The 23,018-nt window shown below is 42.9% G+C and carries 21 protein-coding genes; 18 read left to right on the top strand and 3 right to left on the bottom strand.

What is annotated here, in order from left to right; translation table 11 throughout:
* Window positions 1-110: 110 nt before the first annotated feature.
* Complete coding sequence (locus AB8P51_RS13510) at window positions 111-1,442, bottom strand: serine hydrolase domain-containing protein (protein ID WP_369749381.1); 1,332 nt, start codon at window positions 1,440-1,442, stop codon at window positions 111-113.
* A gap of 161 nt (window positions 1,443-1,603) precedes the next feature.
* Here AB8P51_RS13510 and AB8P51_RS13505 point away from each other — a divergent pair, with 161 nt between their 5' ends.
* The 4 genes from AB8P51_RS13505 (at window position 1,604) to AB8P51_RS13490 (ending at window position 5,742) form a co-directional block, all read left to right on the top strand.
* On the top strand, window positions 1,604-3,124 hold the full coding sequence (locus AB8P51_RS13505; protein WP_369749380.1) for an FG-GAP repeat domain-containing protein: 1,521 nt from the start codon (window positions 1,604-1,606) through the stop codon (window positions 3,122-3,124).
* A gap of 7 nt (window positions 3,125-3,131) precedes the next feature.
* Window positions 3,132-3,548, top strand: a complete 417-nt coding sequence (locus AB8P51_RS13500) for a 3D domain-containing protein (RefSeq protein ID WP_369749379.1) — start codon at window positions 3,132-3,134, stop codon at window positions 3,546-3,548.
* Window positions 3,549-3,611: 63 nt separating this feature from the next.
* Window positions 3,612-4,241: a peptidoglycan recognition family protein gene (locus AB8P51_RS13495; RefSeq protein ID WP_369749645.1), complete on the top strand. Its 630-nt coding sequence runs from the start codon at window positions 3,612-3,614 to the stop codon at window positions 4,239-4,241.
* A 1-nt stretch (window position 4,242) separates the two neighbouring features.
* A complete protein-coding gene (locus AB8P51_RS13490; RefSeq protein ID WP_369749378.1) occupies window positions 4,243-5,742 on the top strand; it encodes a M14 family zinc carboxypeptidase in 1,500 nt (499 codons plus the stop codon).
* 25 nt (window positions 5,743-5,767) lie between these two features.
* Here AB8P51_RS13490 and AB8P51_RS13485 read toward each other — a convergent pair whose 3' ends face one another.
* Both AB8P51_RS13485 and AB8P51_RS13480 read right to left on the bottom strand, forming a co-directional pair.
* Window positions 5,768-5,935: a hypothetical protein gene (locus AB8P51_RS13485; protein ID WP_369749377.1), complete on the bottom strand. Its 168-nt coding sequence runs from the start codon at window positions 5,933-5,935 to the stop codon at window positions 5,768-5,770.
* Between the two features lie 180 nt (window positions 5,936-6,115).
* Window positions 6,116-7,207, bottom strand: coding sequence for a VWA domain-containing protein (locus AB8P51_RS13480; RefSeq protein WP_369749376.1), 1,092 nt, complete (start codon window positions 7,205-7,207; stop codon window positions 6,116-6,118).
* 197 nt (window positions 7,208-7,404) lie between these two features.
* Here AB8P51_RS13480 and AB8P51_RS13475 point away from each other — a divergent pair, with 197 nt between their 5' ends.
* The 14 genes from AB8P51_RS13475 to AB8P51_RS13410 all read left to right on the top strand — a co-directional run bounded on the left by AB8P51_RS13475 (window position 7,405) and on the right by AB8P51_RS13410 (window position 22,993).
* Window positions 7,405-7,650 carry a MoaD/ThiS family protein gene (locus AB8P51_RS13475; RefSeq protein ID WP_369749375.1) on the top strand — a complete coding sequence of 82 codons (246 nt, stop codon included), beginning with the start codon at window positions 7,405-7,407 and terminating at the stop codon, window positions 7,648-7,650.
* Between the two features lie 21 nt (window positions 7,651-7,671).
* Window positions 7,672-8,655: a GTP 3',8-cyclase MoaA gene (moaA, locus tag AB8P51_RS13470; RefSeq protein ID WP_369749374.1), complete on the top strand. Its 984-nt coding sequence runs from the start codon at window positions 7,672-7,674 to the stop codon at window positions 8,653-8,655.
* A 20-nt stretch (window positions 8,656-8,675) separates the two neighbouring features.
* A complete protein-coding gene (locus tag AB8P51_RS13465; RefSeq protein WP_369749373.1) occupies window positions 8,676-9,296 on the top strand; it encodes an NTP transferase domain-containing protein in 621 nt (206 codons plus the stop codon).
* Window positions 9,293-10,399, top strand: coding sequence for a ThiF family adenylyltransferase (locus AB8P51_RS13460; protein WP_369749372.1), 1,107 nt, complete (start codon window positions 9,293-9,295; stop codon window positions 10,397-10,399). The genes AB8P51_RS13465 and AB8P51_RS13460 overlap by 4 nt, the downstream gene beginning before the upstream one ends.
* A 60-nt stretch (window positions 10,400-10,459) precedes the next feature.
* Window positions 10,460-11,665, top strand: coding sequence for a molybdopterin molybdotransferase MoeA (locus AB8P51_RS13455; protein ID WP_369749371.1), 1,206 nt, complete (start codon window positions 10,460-10,462; stop codon window positions 11,663-11,665).
* Entirely contained in the window at window positions 11,662-12,681 is a 1,020-nt protein-coding gene (locus AB8P51_RS13450) for an XdhC family protein (RefSeq protein ID WP_369749370.1), read from the top strand. Before AB8P51_RS13455 ends, AB8P51_RS13450 begins: the two co-directional genes overlap by 4 nt.
* Entirely contained in the window at window positions 12,678-13,283 is a 606-nt protein-coding gene (locus tag AB8P51_RS13445; RefSeq protein ID WP_369749369.1) for an NTP transferase domain-containing protein, read from the top strand. The genes AB8P51_RS13450 and AB8P51_RS13445 overlap by 4 nt, the downstream gene beginning before the upstream one ends.
* Window positions 13,280-14,377, top strand: coding sequence for an amidohydrolase family protein (locus tag AB8P51_RS13440; RefSeq protein ID WP_369749368.1), 1,098 nt, complete (start codon window positions 13,280-13,282; stop codon window positions 14,375-14,377). The genes AB8P51_RS13445 and AB8P51_RS13440 overlap by 4 nt, the downstream gene beginning before the upstream one ends.
* A 153-nt stretch (window positions 14,378-14,530) precedes the next feature.
* Window positions 14,531-15,019 carry an RNA polymerase sigma factor gene (locus AB8P51_RS13435; protein ID WP_369749367.1) on the top strand — a complete coding sequence of 163 codons (489 nt, stop codon included), beginning with the start codon at window positions 14,531-14,533 and terminating at the stop codon, window positions 15,017-15,019.
* A 10-nt stretch (window positions 15,020-15,029) separates the two neighbouring features.
* Window positions 15,030-15,620, top strand: coding sequence for a hypothetical protein (locus tag AB8P51_RS13430; protein ID WP_369749366.1), 591 nt, complete (start codon window positions 15,030-15,032; stop codon window positions 15,618-15,620).
* Window positions 15,621-15,763: 143 nt separating this feature from the next.
* Window positions 15,764-17,935, top strand: coding sequence for a DUF5916 domain-containing protein (locus AB8P51_RS13425; RefSeq protein WP_369749365.1), 2,172 nt, complete (start codon window positions 15,764-15,766; stop codon window positions 17,933-17,935).
* 47 nt (window positions 17,936-17,982) lie between these two features.
* Window positions 17,983-19,863 carry a CocE/NonD family hydrolase gene (locus AB8P51_RS13420; RefSeq protein ID WP_369749364.1) on the top strand — a complete coding sequence of 627 codons (1,881 nt, stop codon included), beginning with the start codon at window positions 17,983-17,985 and terminating at the stop codon, window positions 19,861-19,863.
* Window positions 19,864-19,911: 48 nt separating this feature from the next.
* Window positions 19,912-20,616, top strand: a complete 705-nt coding sequence (locus AB8P51_RS13415) for a protein-L-isoaspartate(D-aspartate) O-methyltransferase (RefSeq protein ID WP_369749363.1) — start codon at window positions 19,912-19,914, stop codon at window positions 20,614-20,616.
* A gap of 265 nt (window positions 20,617-20,881) precedes the next feature.
* Entirely contained in the window at window positions 20,882-22,993 is a 2,112-nt protein-coding gene (locus AB8P51_RS13410; RefSeq protein ID WP_369749362.1) for an elongation factor G, read from the top strand.
* The last annotated feature ends 25 nt before the right edge of the window (window positions 22,994-23,018 follow it).

Below are 23,018 nucleotides of genomic sequence, written 5' to 3'. Positions count from 1 at the left end.
TTTAATTACACAGTAAACATACAGGAGAATTATTCCTTCGCATAAATATTGTTGTCAAGTGGCTTTCATTTGTGGTGAAGGTCCTTATTGTTGTTATTAAGCAGGCACAATTAACGAATTGCCGCCAGAATTTCACTGAGAAAAGCATTGGTGTCAAAATGCGGAGCCTCGGCCAGGCCTGTTCTTACAACTACCAGGTCTCTGGATGGGATTATAAAGACGTGCTGCCCCTGATACCCGTTTGCTGAAAACATATCCCTGGGCACATCAGGGAATTTACCTCCGGCATTAAGCCAGAAGTGCGCTCCGTAAACCCCGTCAGACTGAACTGTTGGGGTAGTGACATACGTGACCCATTCAGGATGAAATAACTGCTCACCATTCCACTCGCCCTTTTGAAGATATAGTTGGCCAAATTTTGCCCAGTCGCGTGTACTGGCCCAACCATAAGAAGAGCCTACAAAATTACCTGCCAGATCGGTCTCAATCAGCATGGAATGCATTCCAATTTTATCAATCAGGGCCTTATAAGGGAAATTGAGGTAATTCTGATAGTTAGTAAAAGTATTTCGCAAAAGGCCAGAAAGTAAGTTGCTGGTGCCTGAGGAATAATTCCAGATCTCTGTGGGTTTAGCAACCTTCTCTTTTGCTGCCTGTGAAGCTGCCATATTCGATTCCATAAACAACATCTCGGTTACATCGGATATCCCCGAATAATCCTCATCCCAGGCCAAACCACTTTGCATGCGAAGCAGGTGATTTAAACTGATCTCCTTCCTTTCATCCTTTTTCCAGGAAGGAAGATCAACTTTGTCTTCCATTGCAATTTTTCCCTGGTATTCCAGAATTCCAAACAGCGTTGCCAAAACACTTTTAGTCATCGACCAGCCCAGGATGGGGGTATCTTTGTTAAATCCTTCTGCATAGCGTTCTGTAATCAGATTGCCTTTATAAAGAATCAATGCTGTTCTGGTCTTTACTGTATCCGCAAACACATGATCAAGTGCAGTCTCTAAGGCTGGGTAGTCCACATTATCATAAAGAGTATCCTTTGGCGATTGATGGCCAAAAGGGTAGGGGAGCGTAATTTCTTTTTGATCTCTGGCTGGAATTTGTGAGTAAATCCTGGGATCAAAATCGCCGTTGATAAGGACACAACCCAGGCCATCACGGCATATTGCTTCCCGTTCCATGAGTCCGAAAACATTGGCGAGAGCCGACCTTTCTTTTTGGTCATACGATGAGCTGGCTAGTTTTACCAATGGTACGTTATGGTCGTAAGCTTCGAGGGAATTAAGGCTTCTTCCGCTAATATAAAGGGTTGAGGCCGTATTTTTTGCAGCAAATCCCGAGATCAGGTTTAATTTGGGATATTGCCAAAACACGACAATTCCGGTAAGGACTAATAAAATTAAAACAAGCCATTTAATATTTTTCTTCATTTCATATCATGTTAATTGAAACTTTCCGATATTCGAATAAGCCCAAAACCAGATTAATTTTTGAAAATATAAGGTTTATCGGGATACAATATTATGGCAGCAAAATTATGGAATTAAGCGCTATGTTTAGCCTGCATACATAATCAGATTGATAATAATCTATGACTCCTTTCTTTAAGAAATTTGCTTTTCTAGTCCCTGGCTTTTTTATGGTAATTGTTTCCTGTGATTCCAATAAACAGGAACGGCAGCTTGCTATTTACCAATCGCACTGTGCGAGATGTCATATCGCTCCTGAGATAGATGATCTGCCCAGGGGGATCTGGGAAGAGGCTATTCTTCCCGATATGGCAGCCAGGATGGGAATTCGCGAAGACGGATATGATCCTCTTAAAGGCTTAGCCTATGAAGAGATGGAGACCGTAATTAAAACCGGTATATATCCTCTTACGCCAACCCTAAGTATGGAAGATTGGTTACTTCTAAAGGAGTATATCCTCCAAAATGCTCCTGATTCCCTGACTCCTATAATGAGTCAACATAAGGATCGGGAACTAAGTAAGTTTGCCCCTGAATTGATTTCTTTTGAAGGCCCTTCCAGGCGATCTTATGCTTTTCTTGAATTTCAGCAGGAATCGGGGAAACTTCTTATGGGAGATATGAGGGGGGAGTTGATGTCATACGGCTTTGAAGACAGCCTGGTGTCAATAGGCAAATTTGAAAGTCTGGTTGTGGCTCATAAGAAGACAGCTGAGAATACCTTTATTACTACCATTGGAAATATTCACCCCAGTGCTTTATTAAAAGGAAAGGCGTATAGGATAGGGGAAAGCGACACCCTCATTCTTGAGCAGCCCTTACACCGACCTGTACATTCCCTGGTTGAGGATCTCGATAAAGATGGGAAAGAAGAAATGGTGATTAGCGAATTTGGAGATCTCACCGGAGAACTATCCCTGTTTACACAAAATGATTCGGGCTATTACGACAAAAAAACACTTTTGAATCAACCCGGTACGATCAGGGTAGTAAGCGAAGATATGGACGGTGACGGCCTGAGAGATCTGATCGCTCTTACCTCCCAGGGGGATGAAACGATCACTATCCTCTATCAGAAAAAAGATCTTTCCTTTGAAGCTCAAAAAGTATTGCGATTTAATCCGGTTTACGGGAGTAGCTGGTTTGAACTGATGGACTATGAGGGGGATGGCGACCTCGATCTGGTGACGGTTCATGGGGATAACGCAGATAAATCCTATGTTCATAAGCCCTTTCACGGCATGCGTCTGCACCTAAATGATGGCCGGAATAGCTTTACTGAAGTCTTTTTTTATCCCATGAATGGGGCAACCAGGGTGGTAGCTTCGGATTTTGATCAGGATGGGGATATGGACTTCGGTCTCCTTTCTACCTTTCCCGATTATGAGAATGCAGCTAAACGAACTTTTGTATTTTTGGATAATACAGACAGTGAAGCGTTTCAATTCGATTCCTTTACCGTGGAGGACTCATTAAAGGCCAAGTGGTTCCTCATGGATAAAGGGGATGTCGATGCCGATGGGGATACTGATATCATCCTCAGTAGTTTTTCACTCCCTTTTATTCCGGCACCTCAGCAATTAGCTGATGCATGGAAAAAAGAGGCAATAGACCTGATGATACTTGAAAACAAACTGAAATAAAAGAGTCATGATTCGTACTATACAGATCGGTATGGTATTAATGCTCATTTCTTTAACACTTTCTGGTTGTGCTGAGGAAAAGGAAAAATGGAGCTGGAACAGCATGGATGTTACGGCGACTGCCTATAATTCACTGGCATCACAAACCAATGCCTTAGCCAATGTTGCAGCATGGGGAGACACCCTGAGACCGGGTATGAAGTGCATTGCCGTATCACGTGATCTTTTAAAAAAGGGGCTGACATATAATACGCCGGTGATAATAGAGGGTTTTGAGGGAGTTTATCTGGTAAAGGATAAAATGCATAAAAGGTGGGAGAACCGCATCGATATTTACATGGGACTCGATGTTGAAAAAGCACGGGAATGGGGACGTAAAAAGCTTACTATCCAATATGGAATCCTAAATGAGGATCAGAAATAATTAGTGCCTATGATCACAAAGAACTGGAGAAATATTTATAGCGTCTTCATCGGGGTCTGGAGTATGATTATGCTGTATTCATGTGCCAGTTCACGCATCATTGACAGGCCTATCATCTTTGACTCCCAACGTATAGAACTCACCAAAGAATACCTGGATAAGCGATACGGCATTGAATCCGATTCAATCAACATCAACCCAAAAATGATTGTCCTTCACTGGACGGCCATCCCCACCCTTGAAGGATCCTTTGATGCCTTTAATGGCGCCGTAATCCCGGGGTGGCGAAGCGTAGTGGAAAATGCAAGTACATTAAACGTATCATCTCATTTCCTGGTTACCAGGGATGGAACGATTTACAGGTTAATGCCCGAAACTGTCATGGGACGTCATGTGATTGGCCTTAACCATTGTGCCATCGGAATTGAAAACGTAGGTGGAACTCAGGAAACCCCATTAACAGAAGCCCAACTCATGTCGAATATCTGGCTTGTGAATTACCTCAATGACAAATACGAGATCGATTATCTCATCGGGCACTATGAATACACTAAATTTGAAGGCCATAAACTCTGGCTGGAGAAAGACGACGGGTACAGAACTGAAAAAGAAGATCCGGGCGAAGAATTTATGAAGGCGGTGAGAGATGCGACAAAAAAACTGAATTTTAAACCCCTGCCACAAAAGCAATAATATGAAATATTTAAAATTACTTCTTCTCCTAATAATAATTTGTGGATGCAAAGAAGAAAAAGCAGTAACTACTTCAAATATTACTTCCTCCCTTTATGATTCCTATGAGAATTACAAGGAAGTACAACTGGATAAGAGAAGGATAAAACACGAGGATATCCAGGCCCTGATCTCTGAACACCGGGACGATAGTGGGGTCACTATCAGCAAGGTGGGAGAATCTATTGAAGGCAGGGATCTGAATCTCATCAGCATAGGGCAGGGACCAACGAATGTTTTCCTCTGGTCTCAGATGCACGGGAATGAGCCCACAGCTACTCAGGCCATTTTTGACATCCTCAATTTTTTTAAAAGCGATGATTTTACTGAGGAAAAGTCGGAAATCCTCAACAGCCTTACACTTCATTTCCTGCCGATGCTCAATCCGGATGGGGCAGAAGTATTTAAAAGAGAAAACAAACTGGGGATTGATATCAATCGGGATGCCCTGAGACTACAATCGCCTGAAGGACAGACCTTAAAACGGGTTCGGGACAGTCTCGATGCCGATTTTGGCTTTAATCTGCACGATCAGAGCACCTATTACAATGCAGAGCGCACTGATAAACCAGCCACAATCTCCTACCTGGCCCCGGCCTACAACTATGAAAAGGATATTAATGAAGGACGTGGAAATGCAATGAAGATTATCGTGTTCATGAACAACATCATCCAGACCTATGCCCCGGGTCAGGTGGGCAGGTATAATGACGACTTTGAACCCAGAGCCTTTGGTGACAACATACAGAAGTGGGGCACCAGCACCATCCTCATAGAATCAGGAGGATATGCAAGCGACAGGGAAAAACAAGAGATCAGGAAGCTCAATTACGTCTCTATTTTATCAGCTATTTATACCATTGCTAAAGGAAATTATAAGGAAATCAGTCTGGAGGAATATGAGAAAATACCTCAAAATGACCGTAAGCTATTCGACTTAAAGATTGTGGAGGTAACCTATGAATTGTTAGGGAAGCCGTATATCCTCGATATTGGAATCAACCAACTGGAAGTCGACCTGGAAGGGAACAGGGAATACTGGTTCAGCAGTCGGGTCATCGATCAGGGCGACCTCTCTACCTATTACGGGTATACGACCTTTGAAGCCAATGGTTATAAACTGATTCCAGGAAAAGTATATCCTGAAGTCTTTAATGAGATGTCGGATTTGGAAGAAAATGCGGAGGGCATGAAAGAATTGTTGAAAGAAGGCTACACCTATATTCGATTAAAGAATATTCCGGAGGATGCTTTGTTTTCTCCTTATCCCATCCATATTTTAAGCGAGAAATACGGACTTCCCGAATTTGCCCTGGAGGCAGGAAAAAACCCCACCTTTCTCTTGCGGAAGGATGGGGATTATAAGTTTGCCGTTGTCAATGGGTTTTTAATAAACCTCACCGAGGGGGCACCGGAGTATTCAGAACAATGGGGACGCAAAAACGCGATGATTTACCGTTGAACACAATTACTGGGCATTGCGGATATTAATATCCGAAGCTAAAGTGTAACTGACTGCTGTTAACGATTATAGCAATTAACATCACGAAGAGGGTCACCACTATTGAAGTGAATACTGACAATACCAGGCTTTTATATCCTTTTGAAAGGTTGCCTAAGGCACTCTGACTGATAATTTCGTTGATAACATCCATGATTTCTCTTTTTTACATTAAACAATTTGATTCAGTTTTTAGGATGTATGTTAATCGCGATATACACTTGGGTTGCTATGTATATAACAAGGATGATGCCAAAAACCCTACTTTATAGCAGGGTAAAAGAAAAAGGAGGGTCGAAATGACCCTCCTTTAAATATGTATCAAAGCCTATGTTTACTGGCATCCACCGGTAAATCCATTGGCACTAAAGTCGGTTTGAACAGCTCCCTGTCTAGAACCGTCTGTAACCTGTATGGCGAGGTTATTTGTCCCGCTGCCATCCCTTTTGGGCGTACAGTATTCAAAGAGGTAAAAACTATTGGCCCTTTCAGATACCCTGAAGGAAATGTCATTAAAAGTAGTTTCAAGTTCTTCTTTATTACCCGCAAATACACTAAATGTTCGTCCGATCTCGTCTAATACCTCGGCATCAATTTCGCCCCCTAAGCCAATGGTGAAAAATGAAATATTGAGATCTGCATCCCTAACTTTCGATAGGGCATCCGTTTCTGAATACCTCGAAGCCTGGTCTGTACCATCGGTAAATATGACCACGGAGGCAGCACTGATAGTTGAATTGGCTCTGGCGTCAGCTAGAAGTCCTTCCGCAATGTCAGTAGATTTAATAACAGCTCCATAAAGATCAGTAGAGGGATCGTTACTGATATCCTCAGTAATCCCTTCAATAGCCAGTGTCAACTCATCTTTTACGGAAGTCAGAGGCTGAAGTAAATGCAATTCATCTTCCCCGTCGAACCAGTAAATAGCCATCTTAAAACTGTCTTCGGTCGTTGCGGGCATTACATTGTTAACAAAACTCACCGAAGCCGATTTTAATTCATTCAGGCTGTTGCTCAACACACTATTACTTAAATCGAGTACTAAGAGTGTATTATTGTTAAAGATCTGGGAGTTGGGTGAAATCCGGGCAAATGATTCTGAAGTTGAGATCGTATTAAAACAATCATCATTCCTGCCCTGTTCGTAAATAGTAAACTGATCTGCTGTTAACCCCGACACGGGATTTCCTGACGAGTCGGATACCTTAAAAAAAACAGATACCTTTCCTGGGAGGGTGGTGAATTTGTCCTGTATAGAAAGGATCAGATCATTTTTACCAAGATCCAGGCAGTCATCTACGGGTTTTCCTATACCCAGATCACCATTAGTATTAATATCAAAAGCAACATCGTCATCCGCATTCCCACAGGAGGTGGCCGAGAAGACCAGGAGTGCGAGAGAGAGGAATTTTATATAGGTTTTCATTTTTCAAATTTTAGGTTCAACCTCCAAAACGCAGTATTATCCGTTTCAGTATATTTTAAGTTCAGCTTTTTTTATTTTCACAAATCTTTAAATTTTCAGACTGATGTTTGTGTAAAAAAAATAGAAAACATTAGTGTTAAAGAATTTACTTGAATCTATAATTTTTGATACCTTGTTTAAAGAAACCAGAGTGTAAAATGACGATTCTATTATTCGGGCTGACGCGGGATATTGTTGGAGATTCTACCTTAGAGGTACCCAGGGAAAAAGCAACTTCAATTTCAACCGTTGATAAGCTAAAACAATTTGTTTTCGGGCAATTTCCCGAATTGAAAAAGATAACTTCAATTGCGGTTGCTGTAAATAATGAATACGCCACAGACAGTACGCCAATCGGAGAATCGGATGAGATCGCCCTGATCCCTCCAGTTAGTGGCGGATGATGGAAAAGATTTGAGAAAAATATGCTGATAGACAATCATAACAGAAAAATCAACTACCTGAGATTAGCCGTCACAGACCGGTGCAACCTGAGGTGTCACTACTGTATGCCCTCTGAAGGGATCAAGTTTGCTAAGAATAAAAATCTTCTCACCATTGAAGAGCTTAAACTTCTGGCCAATACAATGGTAGATCAGGGGATTGATAAAGTCAGGATTACCGGGGGAGAACCGTTTGTAAGGAAGAACCTTATGGAATTACTTAGATATCTTTCCTCCCTGAAGGGAATCAAAGAACTGTCAATGACGACCAATGCCACATTGATCGGGCCTCACATTAAGGAGCTTAAGGACTTGGGTATAACAAATATCAATCTGAGCCTGGATGCTATTAACAGGGATACATTTGAAAAGATCACCAGAAGGGATCAATACGATGTTGTTTTTGGAAATCTTATGACCATGATAGAAGAAGGGTTTAACCTTAGGATCAATTTCATCGTTCTCGATAATCAAAATGTACAGGATATTATTCCTATTTTGAAGTTACAGGAGCATTATCCGGTCTCTGTGCGTTTTTTGGAAGAAATGCCTTTTAATGGGGGAAGTAAGAATTTCGAAACAATCACATGGAATTATAAAAAGATACTCGACTATATAAAATCGCATTATCCCGCCCTGGAAAAACTGGAATCGCCAAAAACTTCCACCTCCATTAATTACAAAATACCCGGGCATACTGGAACTTTTGGGATTATCCCCTCTTTTAGCAGGACCTTTTGCGGGAGTTGTAACCGATTGCGAATTACGGCAACGGGAGATGTTATTACCTGCCTCTATGGAAAACCCAAAATGAATGTCAGGGAGATCCTTCGGGGTGAAAATCCCGAATTACATTTGCGTACTTCTATTGAGGAAGTGATAGGTAACCGGGCAAAAACAGGCTTTGACGCCCAAAGAGAACACCAGGGTGTTTTTGAAAATTCTATGACTTCCATTGGAGGCTAGCACATTAATATTGACTTACTTTGACAAATTTATCTTCATATAGTCCATCTGAGAAAACAGCGGTATACGGCTTGATTCTAACCGGAGGGAAAAGCAGCAGAATGGGCGCAGATAAGGCCCTTTTATCCTATCACGGCAAATCTCAGCAGGAAGTAATGTATGATTTAGCCTTGAAAATCTGTCCCCGGGCCTTTATAAGTTTACGCTCCGATCAACAAAAAGACCTCTCTTCAGAAATGGAAACTATCTTCGACAGAAATGAATTTGCAGGACCGTTTAATGGGATCCTCAGTGCTTCTGCCACGCATCCGGAAGTTGCCTGGCTGGTCCTGGCGTGTGATCTTCCCCTGATGGATCTGGATACGCTTAAACTGTTGTCAGATTCAAGAGATCCGGCAAAAGATGCAACTGCGCTGGCCACAAAGACCAGTGGACTTCCAGAACCCCTGGCAGCTATCTGGGAGCCTTCGGGACTTGCTAAAGCGAGGGAATATCTAAAAACAGCCAACTCAAGCTGCCCGCGTAAATTCCTTCTAAACTCAGATATCCATTTGGTATTCCCTGACAACGACCAGGTGCTAGCCAATGCCAATTCTATGGAAGATTATAAAAGGATAAAGGAAGTCCTCAATTCAAAATGAAACAAAATCGCTACATCAGACAAACCAGCCTAAAGAATTTTGGTCCGGAAAGACAGCAGGCACTAAAAGAGGCCAGAGTACTGGTTGTTGGGGTAGGGGGACTCGGAATACCTGTTCTGCAGTATCTCAATGCAATGGGAGTAGGCTGCCTGGGAATGGTAGAACAGGATGTGGTGGAATGGTCCAATTTACAAAGACAAGTTCTCTACTCCGAATCGGACCTTGGCAAGCCTAAGATTCAGGTTGCAGAAGAAAAGTTACAGGAAATGAACTCGGAAACTGAATTGATACGCCACGACACTTTTTTAACCCGAACAAATGCCCTTGAAATTATTGCATCCTATGATCTTGTTGTTGATGCCTCTGACAATTTTCCTACCAGATACCTTATAAACGATGCCTGTGTAATTTTAAACAAACCCTTTGTTTCCGGAGCCATATATGGTTTCGAAGGGCAAGTCAGCGTATTTAATTACAAGGAAGGGCCTACCTATCGCTGCCTTTTTCCATCCCTGCCCGAAAAAGACAATATACCCGATTGCAATACAAATGGGGTGCTTGGAGTGATTCCTGGTATCATTGGAAGTTTTCAGGCCCTGGAAACCGTTAAAGTGATCACCGATATGCCGGGTGTTTTAAGCGGAATATTGATGTTATACAATGGGTCCGACCAATCTATTCGGAAGGTTAAGTTTCCTGCGGTGGCTAAAAATAAGAATCGGACCCAGCTGGAAACCAATTATGAAGAGCCCACTTGTGATTCCGTCCCTGAGGTGAGTTTTAAAAGAATGCTTCAGGAGATTTTGAGTGACTCACCTAAGGTTACGCTTATCGATGTACGTACCACAGAGGAATTGCGATTGAATCCCATAGATAAAGCAAGGCACATTCCCATGGAATTACTGGCAGATTCCGTTGATGAATTATCCGAGCAGGAAACAATTTTTTTTATTTGTGAATCGGGGAAAAGGAGCAAGGATGCCGTACGGCAATTATTACCCCTGCTACCAAACCGAAACCTCTACTCGGTAAAAGGAGGAATAAATGCCATGGAAAGCGGACTGGAGAATATGGCCAACAGGAATAAATCAGGCTTGCCGTAAAAGGTTTTTCTTTTTCACGGTTTGTACACATCAAACACTTTTGCAATTGCCAATTTTAATATGATTTCATTTAAAGACGCCCGTCAACTCGTTTTAGATCAGCACAGGAACTTTGGGACTGAAACGGTACCACTCTCCGATTCCCTTCACCGAATCCTGGCAGAAGATGTATTTGCCGACCGCGATTTCCCACCCTTTAACCGATCTACCAAAGACGGTATTGCAATTGATTATAAGGCGGTAGAAAATGGCCGACTCTCCTTTGAGATCGCAGGCACCTTGCCGGCAGGCGAACCTACCATTCCATTTGTAAATCCCGATTCCTGTATTGAGATTATGACAGGAGCGGTAGTCCCTAATGAAACAGATACGGTAGTGATGTACGAGGAGGTCGAGATCGAAGATGACATAGCCACGATCACTAAAATTCCGAATCAGGGACAAAATATCCATAGAAAAGGCAGTGATCATAAAAAGGGCGATATCGTTCTAGCCAAAAACTGTGTGATAACAGCTGCAGAAATAGGTGTCCTAGCAACGGTTGGCAAGAGTGAGGTTTGTGTCAGAAAACTTCCAAAGGTGGCAATCATCTCCACCGGGAATGAACTGGTAGAAGTTGAGAATTTGCCCTTGCTACATCAGATCAGGAGCTCAAATTCGCATAGTCTGGTCGGTTTATTACAGCAGTTAAGGATTAAACCATTGCGATTGCATATCCCCGATGATATGGATCTGCTTCGGCAAAAACTCGATTACCTCATAGATGAAATGGACATTCTCATTCTGAGTGGGGGGGTCTCCAAAGGCAAATTTGATTTTCTTCCCCAGGTATTCAAGGACTTAGGTGTTCATTCAATTTTTCACAGGGTAGCACAAAGACCGGGTAAACCGTTCTGGTTCGGGGTAAAGAAGGAGAAATCCTGTATCGTTTTCTCTTTTCCGGGAAATCCGGTTTCCACCTTTGTTAATTTTCATCTCTATTTTTTACCCTGGTTCTATCATTCAGCCGGAATTAAACAGGTGACTCGTATGGTAAAATTGGCTGAAAATCTCGAAAATCACACTAATCTTACTATTTTTAAAGGAGTAGAGCTATCCATGGAGGATGGATGTCTTTATGCCTATGCGGTTGAGAATACCGGCTCAGGAGATCTTGTTTATCTCACAAAGATTTCGGGATTTGTAATTCTGGATCCCGAAGTGGAGTCCTTTAGTAAGGGAAGTTTAATTCCCTTTATCGCAACAAAACATATTTTAGGAATATGACGCATGAACTTAAAAAAATCTTTGAAGTATACCAGGCAGCCAAAAAAGCTGATAGAAAGGCAGTTTTGGCCACTGTAGTTGCCCTGGAAGGTTCATCCTATCGGAAACCGGGAGTAAGGATGCTTATCCTGGATAACGGCCTTACTGAAGGAGCGGTAAGTGGCGGATGCGTTGAAAAAGAAATAATCCGCCAGGCCGACGAGGTGTTTTCCTCAGGAGAAGCGAGGGTAATGACCTATGACGGAAGATTCCGCCTTGGATGTGAAGGAATACTGTATATCCTGCTAGAACCTTTTACCCCTTCAGAGGAAGTACTGAAATCGTTCGGGAATGTCGTTAAAAGAAGAGTGATGTTCTCTATGGACTCGTTTTTTGTTCAAAAAGACGAGGTGAACAAGGAATTTGGAAGTATGATCGAGCTCAATGGGCAGCGATATTCTTTAAACAGCAGCCAGCAACCAGACACTTCGCTCATGAAATTCTCCCAGGCTTTAGATCCTTCCATACAATTGTTTATTATTGGATCTGAACACGATGCGGTGACCTTATCGGCCTCTGCTTCCCAATTAGGGATGGAGGTTGTTGTGGTAGCGAATCCGAGTGAGGAGAAAGCACTTGCGAATTTCCCGGGTGCGGCTGAATTCCTTCCCGTACTCCCTGAAGTTTTCCCATCCGAAAGGGTAGACAGTAATTCGGCGGTAATCCTAATGAATCACAGCTATTCAAAAGATCTGCAGTATCTGATCAGATTGCAAAAAACTGCACCATTTTATATAGGAATTCTGGGGCCCTACAAGCGGAGGGAAGACCTGTTGAACGCCTTACTGGAACATGCTCCGGATGTGGAGGATGATTTTATGGAATCTATCCATGGTCCTGCGGGTATCGACATCGGGGCAGTAACTCCTCAGGAAATTTCCATTTCTATTCTCTCTGAAGTACTGATGGTTCATCGGGAACGCACTCCCGTGAAATTAAAGGACAAAAAAGGCGCCATTCACAGTCCGTCTGCATGAAAATAACCGCCCTCATATTGGCAGCTGGAGCTTCATCCCGGATGGGAAGAACCAAACAATTACTGCCCTGGGGTAATTCAACCCTTCTTGGAAACGCCGTATCAACTGCACATGAATCCGGACTGGAAGAAATTCTGGTAGTCCTGGGTGCCAAAGCCAATACGATTAAAGCTACCCTGGACTCTATGCCTTGTCAGATTGTTGTTAATTCGGACTGGGAAGAGGGGTTGGGCTCATCTATTCGTACAGGGGTTTCTCATATAATTACTTCTGCATCAATTCCGGATGGTATTCTGATTATGCTCGCAGATCAGCCTTTTGTAAATGCTGATTACCTGAAGAAGCTCATTTATCACTTTAAGAATGGCGATGGGGGTATTATATGCTCTGATTACAGTAAAAAACTGGGGGTCCCTGCTATCTTTGATAGCAAGTATTTTACAAAATTGCAGGGACTTAGTGGAGATGAAGGGGCCGGAGGTATTATAAAAAACCACATAGATGATTCCTATGGTCTGGAGGCTGGAAAAATAACGATAGACCTTGATACTCATGAAGACTACATATCTTTAAAATCAATAAATACTCAATCTGATTTATGAAAAATATCCTTTTCTGTTTGTTTTGCCTGGTCGCAGTTTATTCTTGTGCTCAAGTTACCGGATCCCAGGAAATGGGATTTGAAGAATACAATCCAACTTCAACGCTGGTGGTTCCGGGCGAAGAGATTACCAAGGCGAAATACCCCTTTGTAGATGTTCACAGCCATCAATTCAGGATGGCAACACAAGACCTTTCAGAATTGATAGGGCATATGGATCAGATGAATATGGCCGTGATGGTAAACCTCAGCGGGGGTTCTGGGGATAATATCATTAAGATTTCGGAAAACATCAGGGAAAATTATCCCAATCGATTCGTAGTCTTTGCCAATGTCAATTTTGATGAAGTCGGACTCCCGGGATGGGGCGAAAACGCTGCAAAACAACTCGAAGAAGATGTAGCCAATGGGGCCAAAGGACTTAAAATATACAAGAGCCTGGGCTTGCGAAATAAGGATATAAATGGAAATCGAATTGCTGTAGACGATTCAAGATTGGACCCCATCTGGGCAAAATGCGGGGAATTGAATATTCCTGTTTTGATTCACTCTGCAGATCCAAAATCGTTTTGGGATCCAATGGATGCAAATAATGAACGCTGGCTGGAGCTAAAAACACGGCCAGGAAGAAAAAGAGAAGCAAACGACCCTGCTTCATGGGAACAGATTATTGCAGAACAACACAATGTATTTAAAAAGCATCCGAATACAACGTTTATCAATGCCCATATGGGCTGGTTTGCCAACAACCTTGGAAAATTAGGTGAATTGCTGGAAGAAATGCCCAATATGTACGTGGGTATTGGTGCTATCATAGCCGAACTGGGGAGGCAACCCCGGAATGCCAGGGCCTTTTTTATCAAATATCAGGACAGAATACTCTTTGGCAAGGACAGTTGGCAACCCGCAGAGTTCCCAACTTATTTCAGGGTTCTTGAAAGTGATGATGAGTATTTCCCTTACTACAAGAAATATCATGCATTCTGGGCCATGTATGGCTTAGACCTGCCCGATGATGTGCTTAGAAAGGTGTATTACAAAAATGCCATTAAGGTAATTCCATCCCTCGATCCCGGCCTGTTTCCTAAGGACTGACCTGAATGTAGATTAATCAGACCATCCGATATCTGCATGGGGGATTACTTAATCCCATATTTTCGAAAGAATTAGGGAGCGGAAAAAAAAATTGCTCCAATCTGTGATTTTTTAATCCCTTGATGTACTAATAACCCAAAGGATGTCGTGCAAATGCCCAGAGAAGATCTTTTCATTGAACTTATAAGAGAACACCAGGCGCTGATATTTAAGGTATCAGCCATGTACGCCGACCGAAAACAGGATCAAAAAGACCTGTATCAGGAAATTGTATATCAGCTCTGGAAATCGTTCGACACATTTGCCGAAAAGTCGAAGATAAGCACCTGGATGTACAGGGTGGCCTTAAATACGGCGATAAAGCAATTGATTTCAAAAAAACGTCAACCCAGGACCTCATCAATTGAAGCCATCGATTTTCCGGGGATGGATACTACTGACGGTATTTTGGAAGAGCGAATGAAACGCTTGCACCAGGAAATTGAGAAATTGAATATTCTTGAAAAAGGTATCATACTATTAGCTCTGGAAGGAAAGAAACACGAAGAGATTGCAGAGATAACCGGACTCTCTGTTACCAATGTAGGCACCCGCATGTCGAGGATAAAAACAAAATTAAAATCAGAATTAACTAAAAGCTAAACTTATGGAAATGAAAGAACTGGAAAAGCTTTGGACTCAGATGAGTGAGGAACTCGAATCGCAAAAAAAACTAAATAAAAACTTAATCATGGATATGACACAGACAAAATACGTAAACAAATTCAGGAAAATTTCTACATATGAGACTATTGGCGCCGTAATATGTTTTGGAGCGGCCATTTACATCATTGCACAGTTCAGGCTCTTAGACATATGGTATTTGCAATTATGCGGGGCCTTTACCGCCCTTTTCCTTATCGTTTTACCCGTATTGACATTGCAGTCGCTTCAAAGGATACAAAATATCAATATTGCCGGAAGCGATATGAAACAAACACTTGTAAGTTTTGAAAGGGCCAAAAAACGAGTCCTATTTCTACAGAGAGCAGGAATATACCTTAGCTTTCTTTTAATGATTACCATGTTACCTGTTGCAGCAAAGATCTTGGGAAAGAATAAGGATCTTTTCCAGGAGACCGGCCTGTGGTACATCTATATCCCGATCATGGCAATATTCCTGATTGTTTTTGCCCGCTGGGGATATGGATGCTATAAGAGTATCACAAGCTCAGCAGAAGAGATTCTTAAAGAAATTGAATAGTAGATAATCACTAAATAGCACCTCCCTTTACGGGAGGTTTTTTTTGTTTAATAATTTATGCTCTGGGGTAATTCAAGTATATTTATAGGTACTTGTCGCCGACTGATTTACGAAAGGTCAGGTCGATCAACTAACCTCCACCTATGATAAAATCAGGGTATCTGCTCGTCTTTTTACTCCTGTTTACATTAATTTGTTCAGGCCAAAAACAGAATGCCGATTACTCCATAAAAATAAAAAAGACCCGATATGCCATTGAGATTGATGGAGTAGGGGAAGACCAGGCCTGGACTGAAACTGATGTAGCAAAAGATTTCTTTATGGTCCTGCCTATGGACAAGGGAAAGGCTACCCAACGGTCAGAAATTCGAATGACCTATGACGATGAGAATATTTACCTACTAGCCACCTTTTTCAACGACTCCCTCGGACCAAATTATGTGGAGTCGCTGAGGCGGGATTTCAGTTTTGGGAAGAATGATAATTTCTTATTATTCCTCGATCCGTTCAACAATCAAACCACAGGATTCACCTTTGGTGCCAATGCTGCCGGAGCTCAGTGGGACGGAACCATGTATAGTGGCAGTGCGGTAGATCTCAGCTGGGATAGTAAATGGATATCTGTAGTGAAACGGGATGAGGAAAAATGGGTGTTTGAAATGGCCCTGCCCTTTAAATCGATCCGATATGAAAAAGGAGTTAAGGAATGGGGAATCAATTTTAGCCGACTGGATCTGAAAACCAGTGAGAAATCGAGCTGGACCCCCATCGGGAGGCAGTTTCCTACCTCCTCACTGGCCCTGGCAGGTACGCTGGTGTGGGATTCTCCTCCGCCATCCCCTGAATTTAATATGTCCCTTATTCCCTATGTACTAGGTGAGATACGTTCTCAGCCGGATGGTTCCCAAACTACCGATGGAAAAATTGGAGGAGATATCAAGCTGAGCCTGACATCATCCCTAAACCTTGATCTGACGGTTAACCCTGATTTTTCTCAGGTGGAGGTCGACAGGCAGGTCACCAACCTGGATCGTTTTGAACTCTTTTTCCCGGAACGCAGACAGTTTTTCCTGGAAAATGCCGACCTGTTTGCCAACTTCGGTTATTCAACGATCAGACCATTTTTTTCAAGACGAATCGGACTTGGCGTTCCAATTGATGCCGGGGCACGGGTGAGTGGAAACATCAATGAAGATTGGCGCCTGGGACTTATGGATATACAGACTTCTTCTCTTGAAGATGAAGGAAGGCCTGCACAGAATTTCGGCGTACTCTCCCTGCAAAGGAAGGTATTTAGCAGATCGAATATCGGTCTCATCTTTGTAAACAAGCAATCTTTTAATTACCCAACAGAGCAGGATTCTTTACGGACTTTGTTTCCTGAATACAACCGGAACCTGGGGATGGAATACAACCTGGCTTCTTCCGATAACCTGTGGAGTGGCAAGGCCTTTTTGCTCAAGTCGTTTGCGCCGGATGACGAAAATAAGGGTATTTCACAAGCTGCAAACCTGTCGTACAACAACCGACAGTGGTCCTGGGGGCTACAGGAAGAGGTGATATCAACCGGGTATTCGGCAGAAGTGGGATTTGTACCTCGCGAGGACTATATTCGATTGAGCGGCTATGCCGGCTACCTCTTTTTTCCGGATAAAGGTCCCCTGGTAAGTCATGGACCCCGCCTGGACCTGAGTCATTTTTTTAATAATAATTTTAAGAATACAGATTATCAGAACACTTTTGGATACAGTCTCAATTATCGGAACAGAAGTGAATTGCGTTTTCAGTGGATAAATGAATATGTGGAATTACTCGCGCCATTCGATCCTACACGAACCGGGAAGCCCGACCTGGCAGCAGGAGAGAAAAACCACTGGAACACCTTTCGCCTGGTTTACAATTCTAAACCACAGGCTCTTTTTACCTATTCTTTTGACAGCAGTTTTGGCGGATATTACGAACAGGGTACCCGTATCAACTTCAGTAATGAATTGGGGTACCGATTTCAGCCATATGTGAGTCTTAGCTCGGCTCTTAGCTATAATCATATCACCTTGCCGGCACCTTGGAATACCACCCAATTCTGGTTGATAGGATCAAAGGCAGATATCACTTTCAGCAATACACTTTTCTGGGCTACTCTTTTTCAGTACAATGAACAGACACGGAATTTTAATCTCAATTCCCGTTTACAATGGCGGTATCAACCGGCTTCGGATCTTTTCCTGGTCTTTACGCAAAATGAACGATTAGCGCCATTTACGGGAAGTACCTGGAGCCTCACCCTTAAACTTACTTATTGGTTTAATCCCTGAATTAAATTATTTCTATATTTATAAATACTGCAAATCAAAACCACATTATGAATAAATTTTCCCGTATTTCCATCTGCTTATTTCTCTTCTTCGGTCTGTCAATGGCTTATAGTCAGGATTCCGTTCTGGATGAACTCAATGAAATAGCCATTATTGACCAGAAAGTTATGATGCCCATGCGAGATGGGGTTCGCCTTGCCACAGATATTTACAGGCCAAAAGGAAATCAGAAAGTCCCGATCATATTTTCAAGAACCCCTTATAATTTTAACTCCTGGGGAGATGGGGAACAGAGAACCAGAACGGCAGCCAGAGCGCTGGAGGCTGTAAAGCGAGGCTATGCCTATGTAGTTCAGAATGAGCGGGGAAGGTATTTCTCGGAGGGAGAGTGGGACATCCTTGGAGTTCCTCTTACAGATGGGTATGATGCTTTTTCCTGGATGACCGATCAGAACTGGTCTAACGGAAAGATCGGCCTTCTGGGTTGTTCTTCTACTGCAGAATGGCAGATGGCCGTTGCAGCCCTTGACCATCCCTCTCTGGGCGCCATGGTACCACAGGCATTTGGAGCTGGCGTCGGCCGGGTCGGAGACTTTTACGAACAGGGAAACTGGTACAGGGGAGGAGCAGAGCAAATGCTCTTTTTTGCCTGGCTTTACGGAGTGGAACACGATAAGTTTAAACCGCGAATCCCCGCCGGCGCAACTCAGGAAGACCTGATCAGAATTTCCAGGTTTTACGATCTGGCTCCTGAAAACCCGTCTGTAGACATGTCGGAGGCATTAAGGCATTTACCCATCCAGGATTTCACCAAAAACATTGCAGGAAAAAAGGAAATATTCGACAAAATGGTGAGGAGAAAACCCAATGATAAGGCCTGGTTTGAGGGTGGTCTCTACCACGATGATATGGAGATCAATATTCCCGGTTTCTGGTTTGCGAGCTGGTACGATGTATCTATCAGTCCCAATCTGGCCCTCTACAACCATGTCAGAAAAACAGCTAAGGATGCCTCAGTGAGGGATAACCAATACCTGGTGATTGCACCTACTCTGCATTGCGCTTATACCAGGGCTACCGAGAATACGATTGTGGGAGAACGGTCGGTAGGAGATGCCCGGTTAAACTATGAAGAGCAGATCTATGCCTGGTTCGACCTTTGGCTGAAGGGTGAAACCAATAATTTTAAGGAAGAAATCCCTAAGGTTCAGTACTATACCATGGGAATCAACAAATGGAATTCCTCAGATACCTGGCCTCCTGAAAAGGCCCAGATGACTACCTATTACCTCCACAGTGGAGGGAAGGCCAACAGTCTCTACGGAGACGGACAACTTAGCCCTGATATGCCCGGTGATGCAGCATCGGATACTTTTGTTTACGATCCTATGAATCCTGTTCCATCATATGGAGGTAATGTTTGCTGTACCGGCAATGCAGTTAGAGGGGGTGCTTTTGATCAACAAGGGATGGAGACCAGAAACGACATCCTTGTCTACACCTCCGATATTTTGGATAAAGGGATTGAAGTCAGTGGTTTTATTGAATCGACCCTTTATTTATCGAGTGATGTAAAGGATACGGATCTCACTATAAAACTTATCGATGTTTACCCTGATGGAAGGGCCTATAACCTGGACGAGACCATTCAGAGAGTTCGCTACCGGGAGGGCTATGACAAAGAGGTTTTTATGGAAAGCGGAAATGTGTATCGGGTTGATCTTACGCCCATGTCGACCAGCAATTATTTTGAAAAGGGACATAGGATCAGAATTGAAGTTTCGAGCAGTAATTTCCCCCGATTTGCCAGAAATTTAAATACGGGAGGAAATAACTTTGATGAAAAAGAAGGGGTAGTTGCGACCAATACCATTCATCATTCGCGGGAATACCCCTCTCAGATTAGTTTGCCTGTGATCTCGGATTAGGTTTAAAGAGGAATATATAGGTCAGACAGAAATAAAAAGCATGCAGAAATGAAACTGGTACTGAGAATTTCGCTGACATTACTTTTCTACCTTCTCTTAAATGTTCCGGTATATGGGCAAGAAAGTCCAACTGAGAAGAGACAGAAGATGATCAGTGAACAGCTTATACCAAGGGGAATTTCAGACAGAGAAACACTAAAGGCTATGGGTCGGATTCCAAGGGAAGCCTTTGTCCCTGTATCACAAAAACCATATGCTTACGACGACCGACCTTTGCCTATTGGCGATGGACAAACTATTTCCCAGCCTTTTATGGTTGCCTTTATGACCCAGGCCCTCCGTTTAAAGAAGTCGGACAGGGTTTTAGAGATTGGCACAGGCTCTGGTTACCAGGCAGCGGTACTCTCACAGATAGTTGATACGGTCTATACTATTGAAATCATTCCTTCCTTGGCCGAAAGGGCCTCACGACATTTAAAAAACCTCAATATTGACAATGTTCAGATCCGTAACGGGGATGGTTATTTTGGATGGGAGGAAAAATCACCTTTTGATGCCATTATAGTTACGGCAGGGGCAGAAACAATTCCTCCTGTATTGGTGGAACAGTTATCTGAGGATGGTATAATGATCATTCCGGTTGGGCCTCATAGAGGTGTCAGGCAACTCATCAAACTAACTAAAAAGAAGGGAAAAATAAAAACAAAATCCCTGATGGATGTCCGTTTTGTTCCTTTTGTAAGAAACCGTTAAGGTCCCAATTTCTCGGATTCATTTTAGCCATCCGGCGCGGATAAAGCCAGCTACGTTTTATTGCAAATTAAATTGGGGAAAAATGGGTCAAAAGTGAGGATTTTAAAGGGAAAAAGAGTAAATTAGTAAGCATTGATTCCGGTTTTGAAGAATGCTTGCAGAACCGTTCTTCTCCCATTTTCAATTGCATCCCGACAGAGATTATAAACGCCTGTTTTATCTGTCATATTCCTATTTTATGAAAACAATTTAAAATTCCAGCATTATGAAAATATACGACGATAAACACATCAAAAATGTGGTGTTTGTAGGAGCGCATCAAAGTGGGAAAACAACCTTGTCTGAAACCATGCTTTTTGAGGCCGGTCTGATCAACAGAAGGGGAACCGTGGAGAATAAAAACACGGTTTCTGACTATCATGAAATTGAACATGAACGCGGTACTTCTGTTTTTGCAACTCCCCTGCATACAGAATGGCGAAACTACAAGATCAATATAATCGATACTCCCGGGCTGGATGATTTTGTCGGGGAGATCATTTCTTCCATAAGGGTTGCTGATACAATCCTGACGGTGATCAATGCACAAAATGGAGTAGAAGTAGGAACGGAAATAATCTGGAACTATATCGACAAGTATCAGAAACCTACCGTCTTTGTGGTCAATCAGATGGACCACCTCAACGCCAACTTCGACATGAGTTTTAGAAGTATTAAAAACCTGGTGGGTAATAATGCGGTACTTATTCAGTACCCAATTCAAATGGATGGCGCGCAGTGTATCATTGACGTCCTGAAAATGAAGTGCTATAAGTTTGGTCCCGAAGGAGGAAAACCAGAAAAACTGCCTATCCCTGAGGATCAGAAGGAACGTGCTGATATGCTACATAACGAATTGGTGGAAAAAGCAGCCGAAAATGATGAAGCTCTGATGGAGTTGTTCTTTGAGAAAGGGACACTTAATGAAGATGAAATGAGGATGGGGATAAAGGCCGGTATGCTCAACCATGAACTATTCCCGGTGTTTTGTGTCTCAGCTCTGAAAGATATGGGCAGTGGCCGACTCATGGGTTTTATCGATAATGTAGCTCCGGCAGCCGCCGATCTCAAACAGGAGCAATCTGTAGAAGGAAAGACCATCGAACGAAACAAGGAAGCATCTACTGCCTTGTTCGTCTTTAAGACGGTCTTCCAACCCAGCCTTGGACAAATCACATTTTTTAAGGTAAAATCAGGAGAGGTAAATGTAAATGATAAGTTGGTGAATTCCCGAAACGGGGAAACAGAGATCCTCAACCAACTATTCATTATGGATGGAAAAAACAGGGAGCCTGTCAACAAACTTACCGTAGGTGACATCGGGGCGAGCCTGAAACTGAAACATACCGAAACCAATGACACCCTCCATGAGCAGGGTGCACCGGTAACCATTAAGCCCATTCAATATCCCGACTCCAGAACCCGAATGGCAGTGAACGCAAAAAATAAACAGGAAGAGGAGAAACTTAGCGAAGCCCTTAAAAAGATTCACAGTCAGGACCCAACCGCAGTTATTGAATACTCCAGTGAGCTAAGGCAACTCATTTTGGGGTGCCAGGGAGAACTGCATTTGGCAACTATCGACTGGAGCCTGAAAAATAATTATGGCATTGAAGTAGAATTTGAAGCTCCGAAGATTGCTTACAGGGAGACCATACAGAGATCGTCAGCTTCCAGCTACCGACATAAGAAGCAATCAGGTGGTGCAGGACAGTTCGCAGAGGTCCATTTAAAGATCGAACCGTGGACAGAAGGTATGCCGGAACCACAGGGGTTTAATATCAGGGGGAAGGACGAAATCGACCTCCCATGGGGTGGAAAACTTGTGTTTTACAATTGTATCGTTGGTGGGGTAATCGATATCAGGTTCCTGCCTTCAATTCGTAAAGGTATTCTTGAAGTTATGGAATCAGGTCCACTTACAGGATCTTTTATAAGGGATGTCAGGGTCATGGTTTATGATGGGAAGATGCACCCGGTAGACTCTAATGATATAGCCTTTAAGATTGCCGGAGCCCATGCGTTTAAAGAAGCATTTTTGAATGCAAATCCAAAGCTGCTTGAACCTGTACAGGAGGTAACTGTTAGGGTGCCGGAGGAAACGGTGGGAAGTGTGATGACCGATCTGCAATCGAGGCGGTCGATTATCCAGGGAATCGATAGTATTGATCATTTTCAGATTCTGAAATGTGCGGTGCCCGAAGCTGAACTCTTCAGGTATTCAACAGACCTAAGGTCCCTTACACAGGGGAAAGCCACTTTTAGTACGGTCTTTTCCTCCTTTAAAGCGGTTCCTAAGCATATCCAGCAAGACCTGGTGGGTTCACATGATAAATAACAAATAAGAAATCGGGAGCTTTGTA

The sequence above is a fragment of the Muriicola sp. SD30 genome, assembly GCF_041205185.1.
GTDB lineage: Bacteria > Bacteroidota > Bacteroidia > Flavobacteriales > Flavobacteriaceae > Muriicola.
Note: the sequence above shows the minus strand (reverse complement) of the source record. Positions and strands in the feature narration are given on the sequence as shown.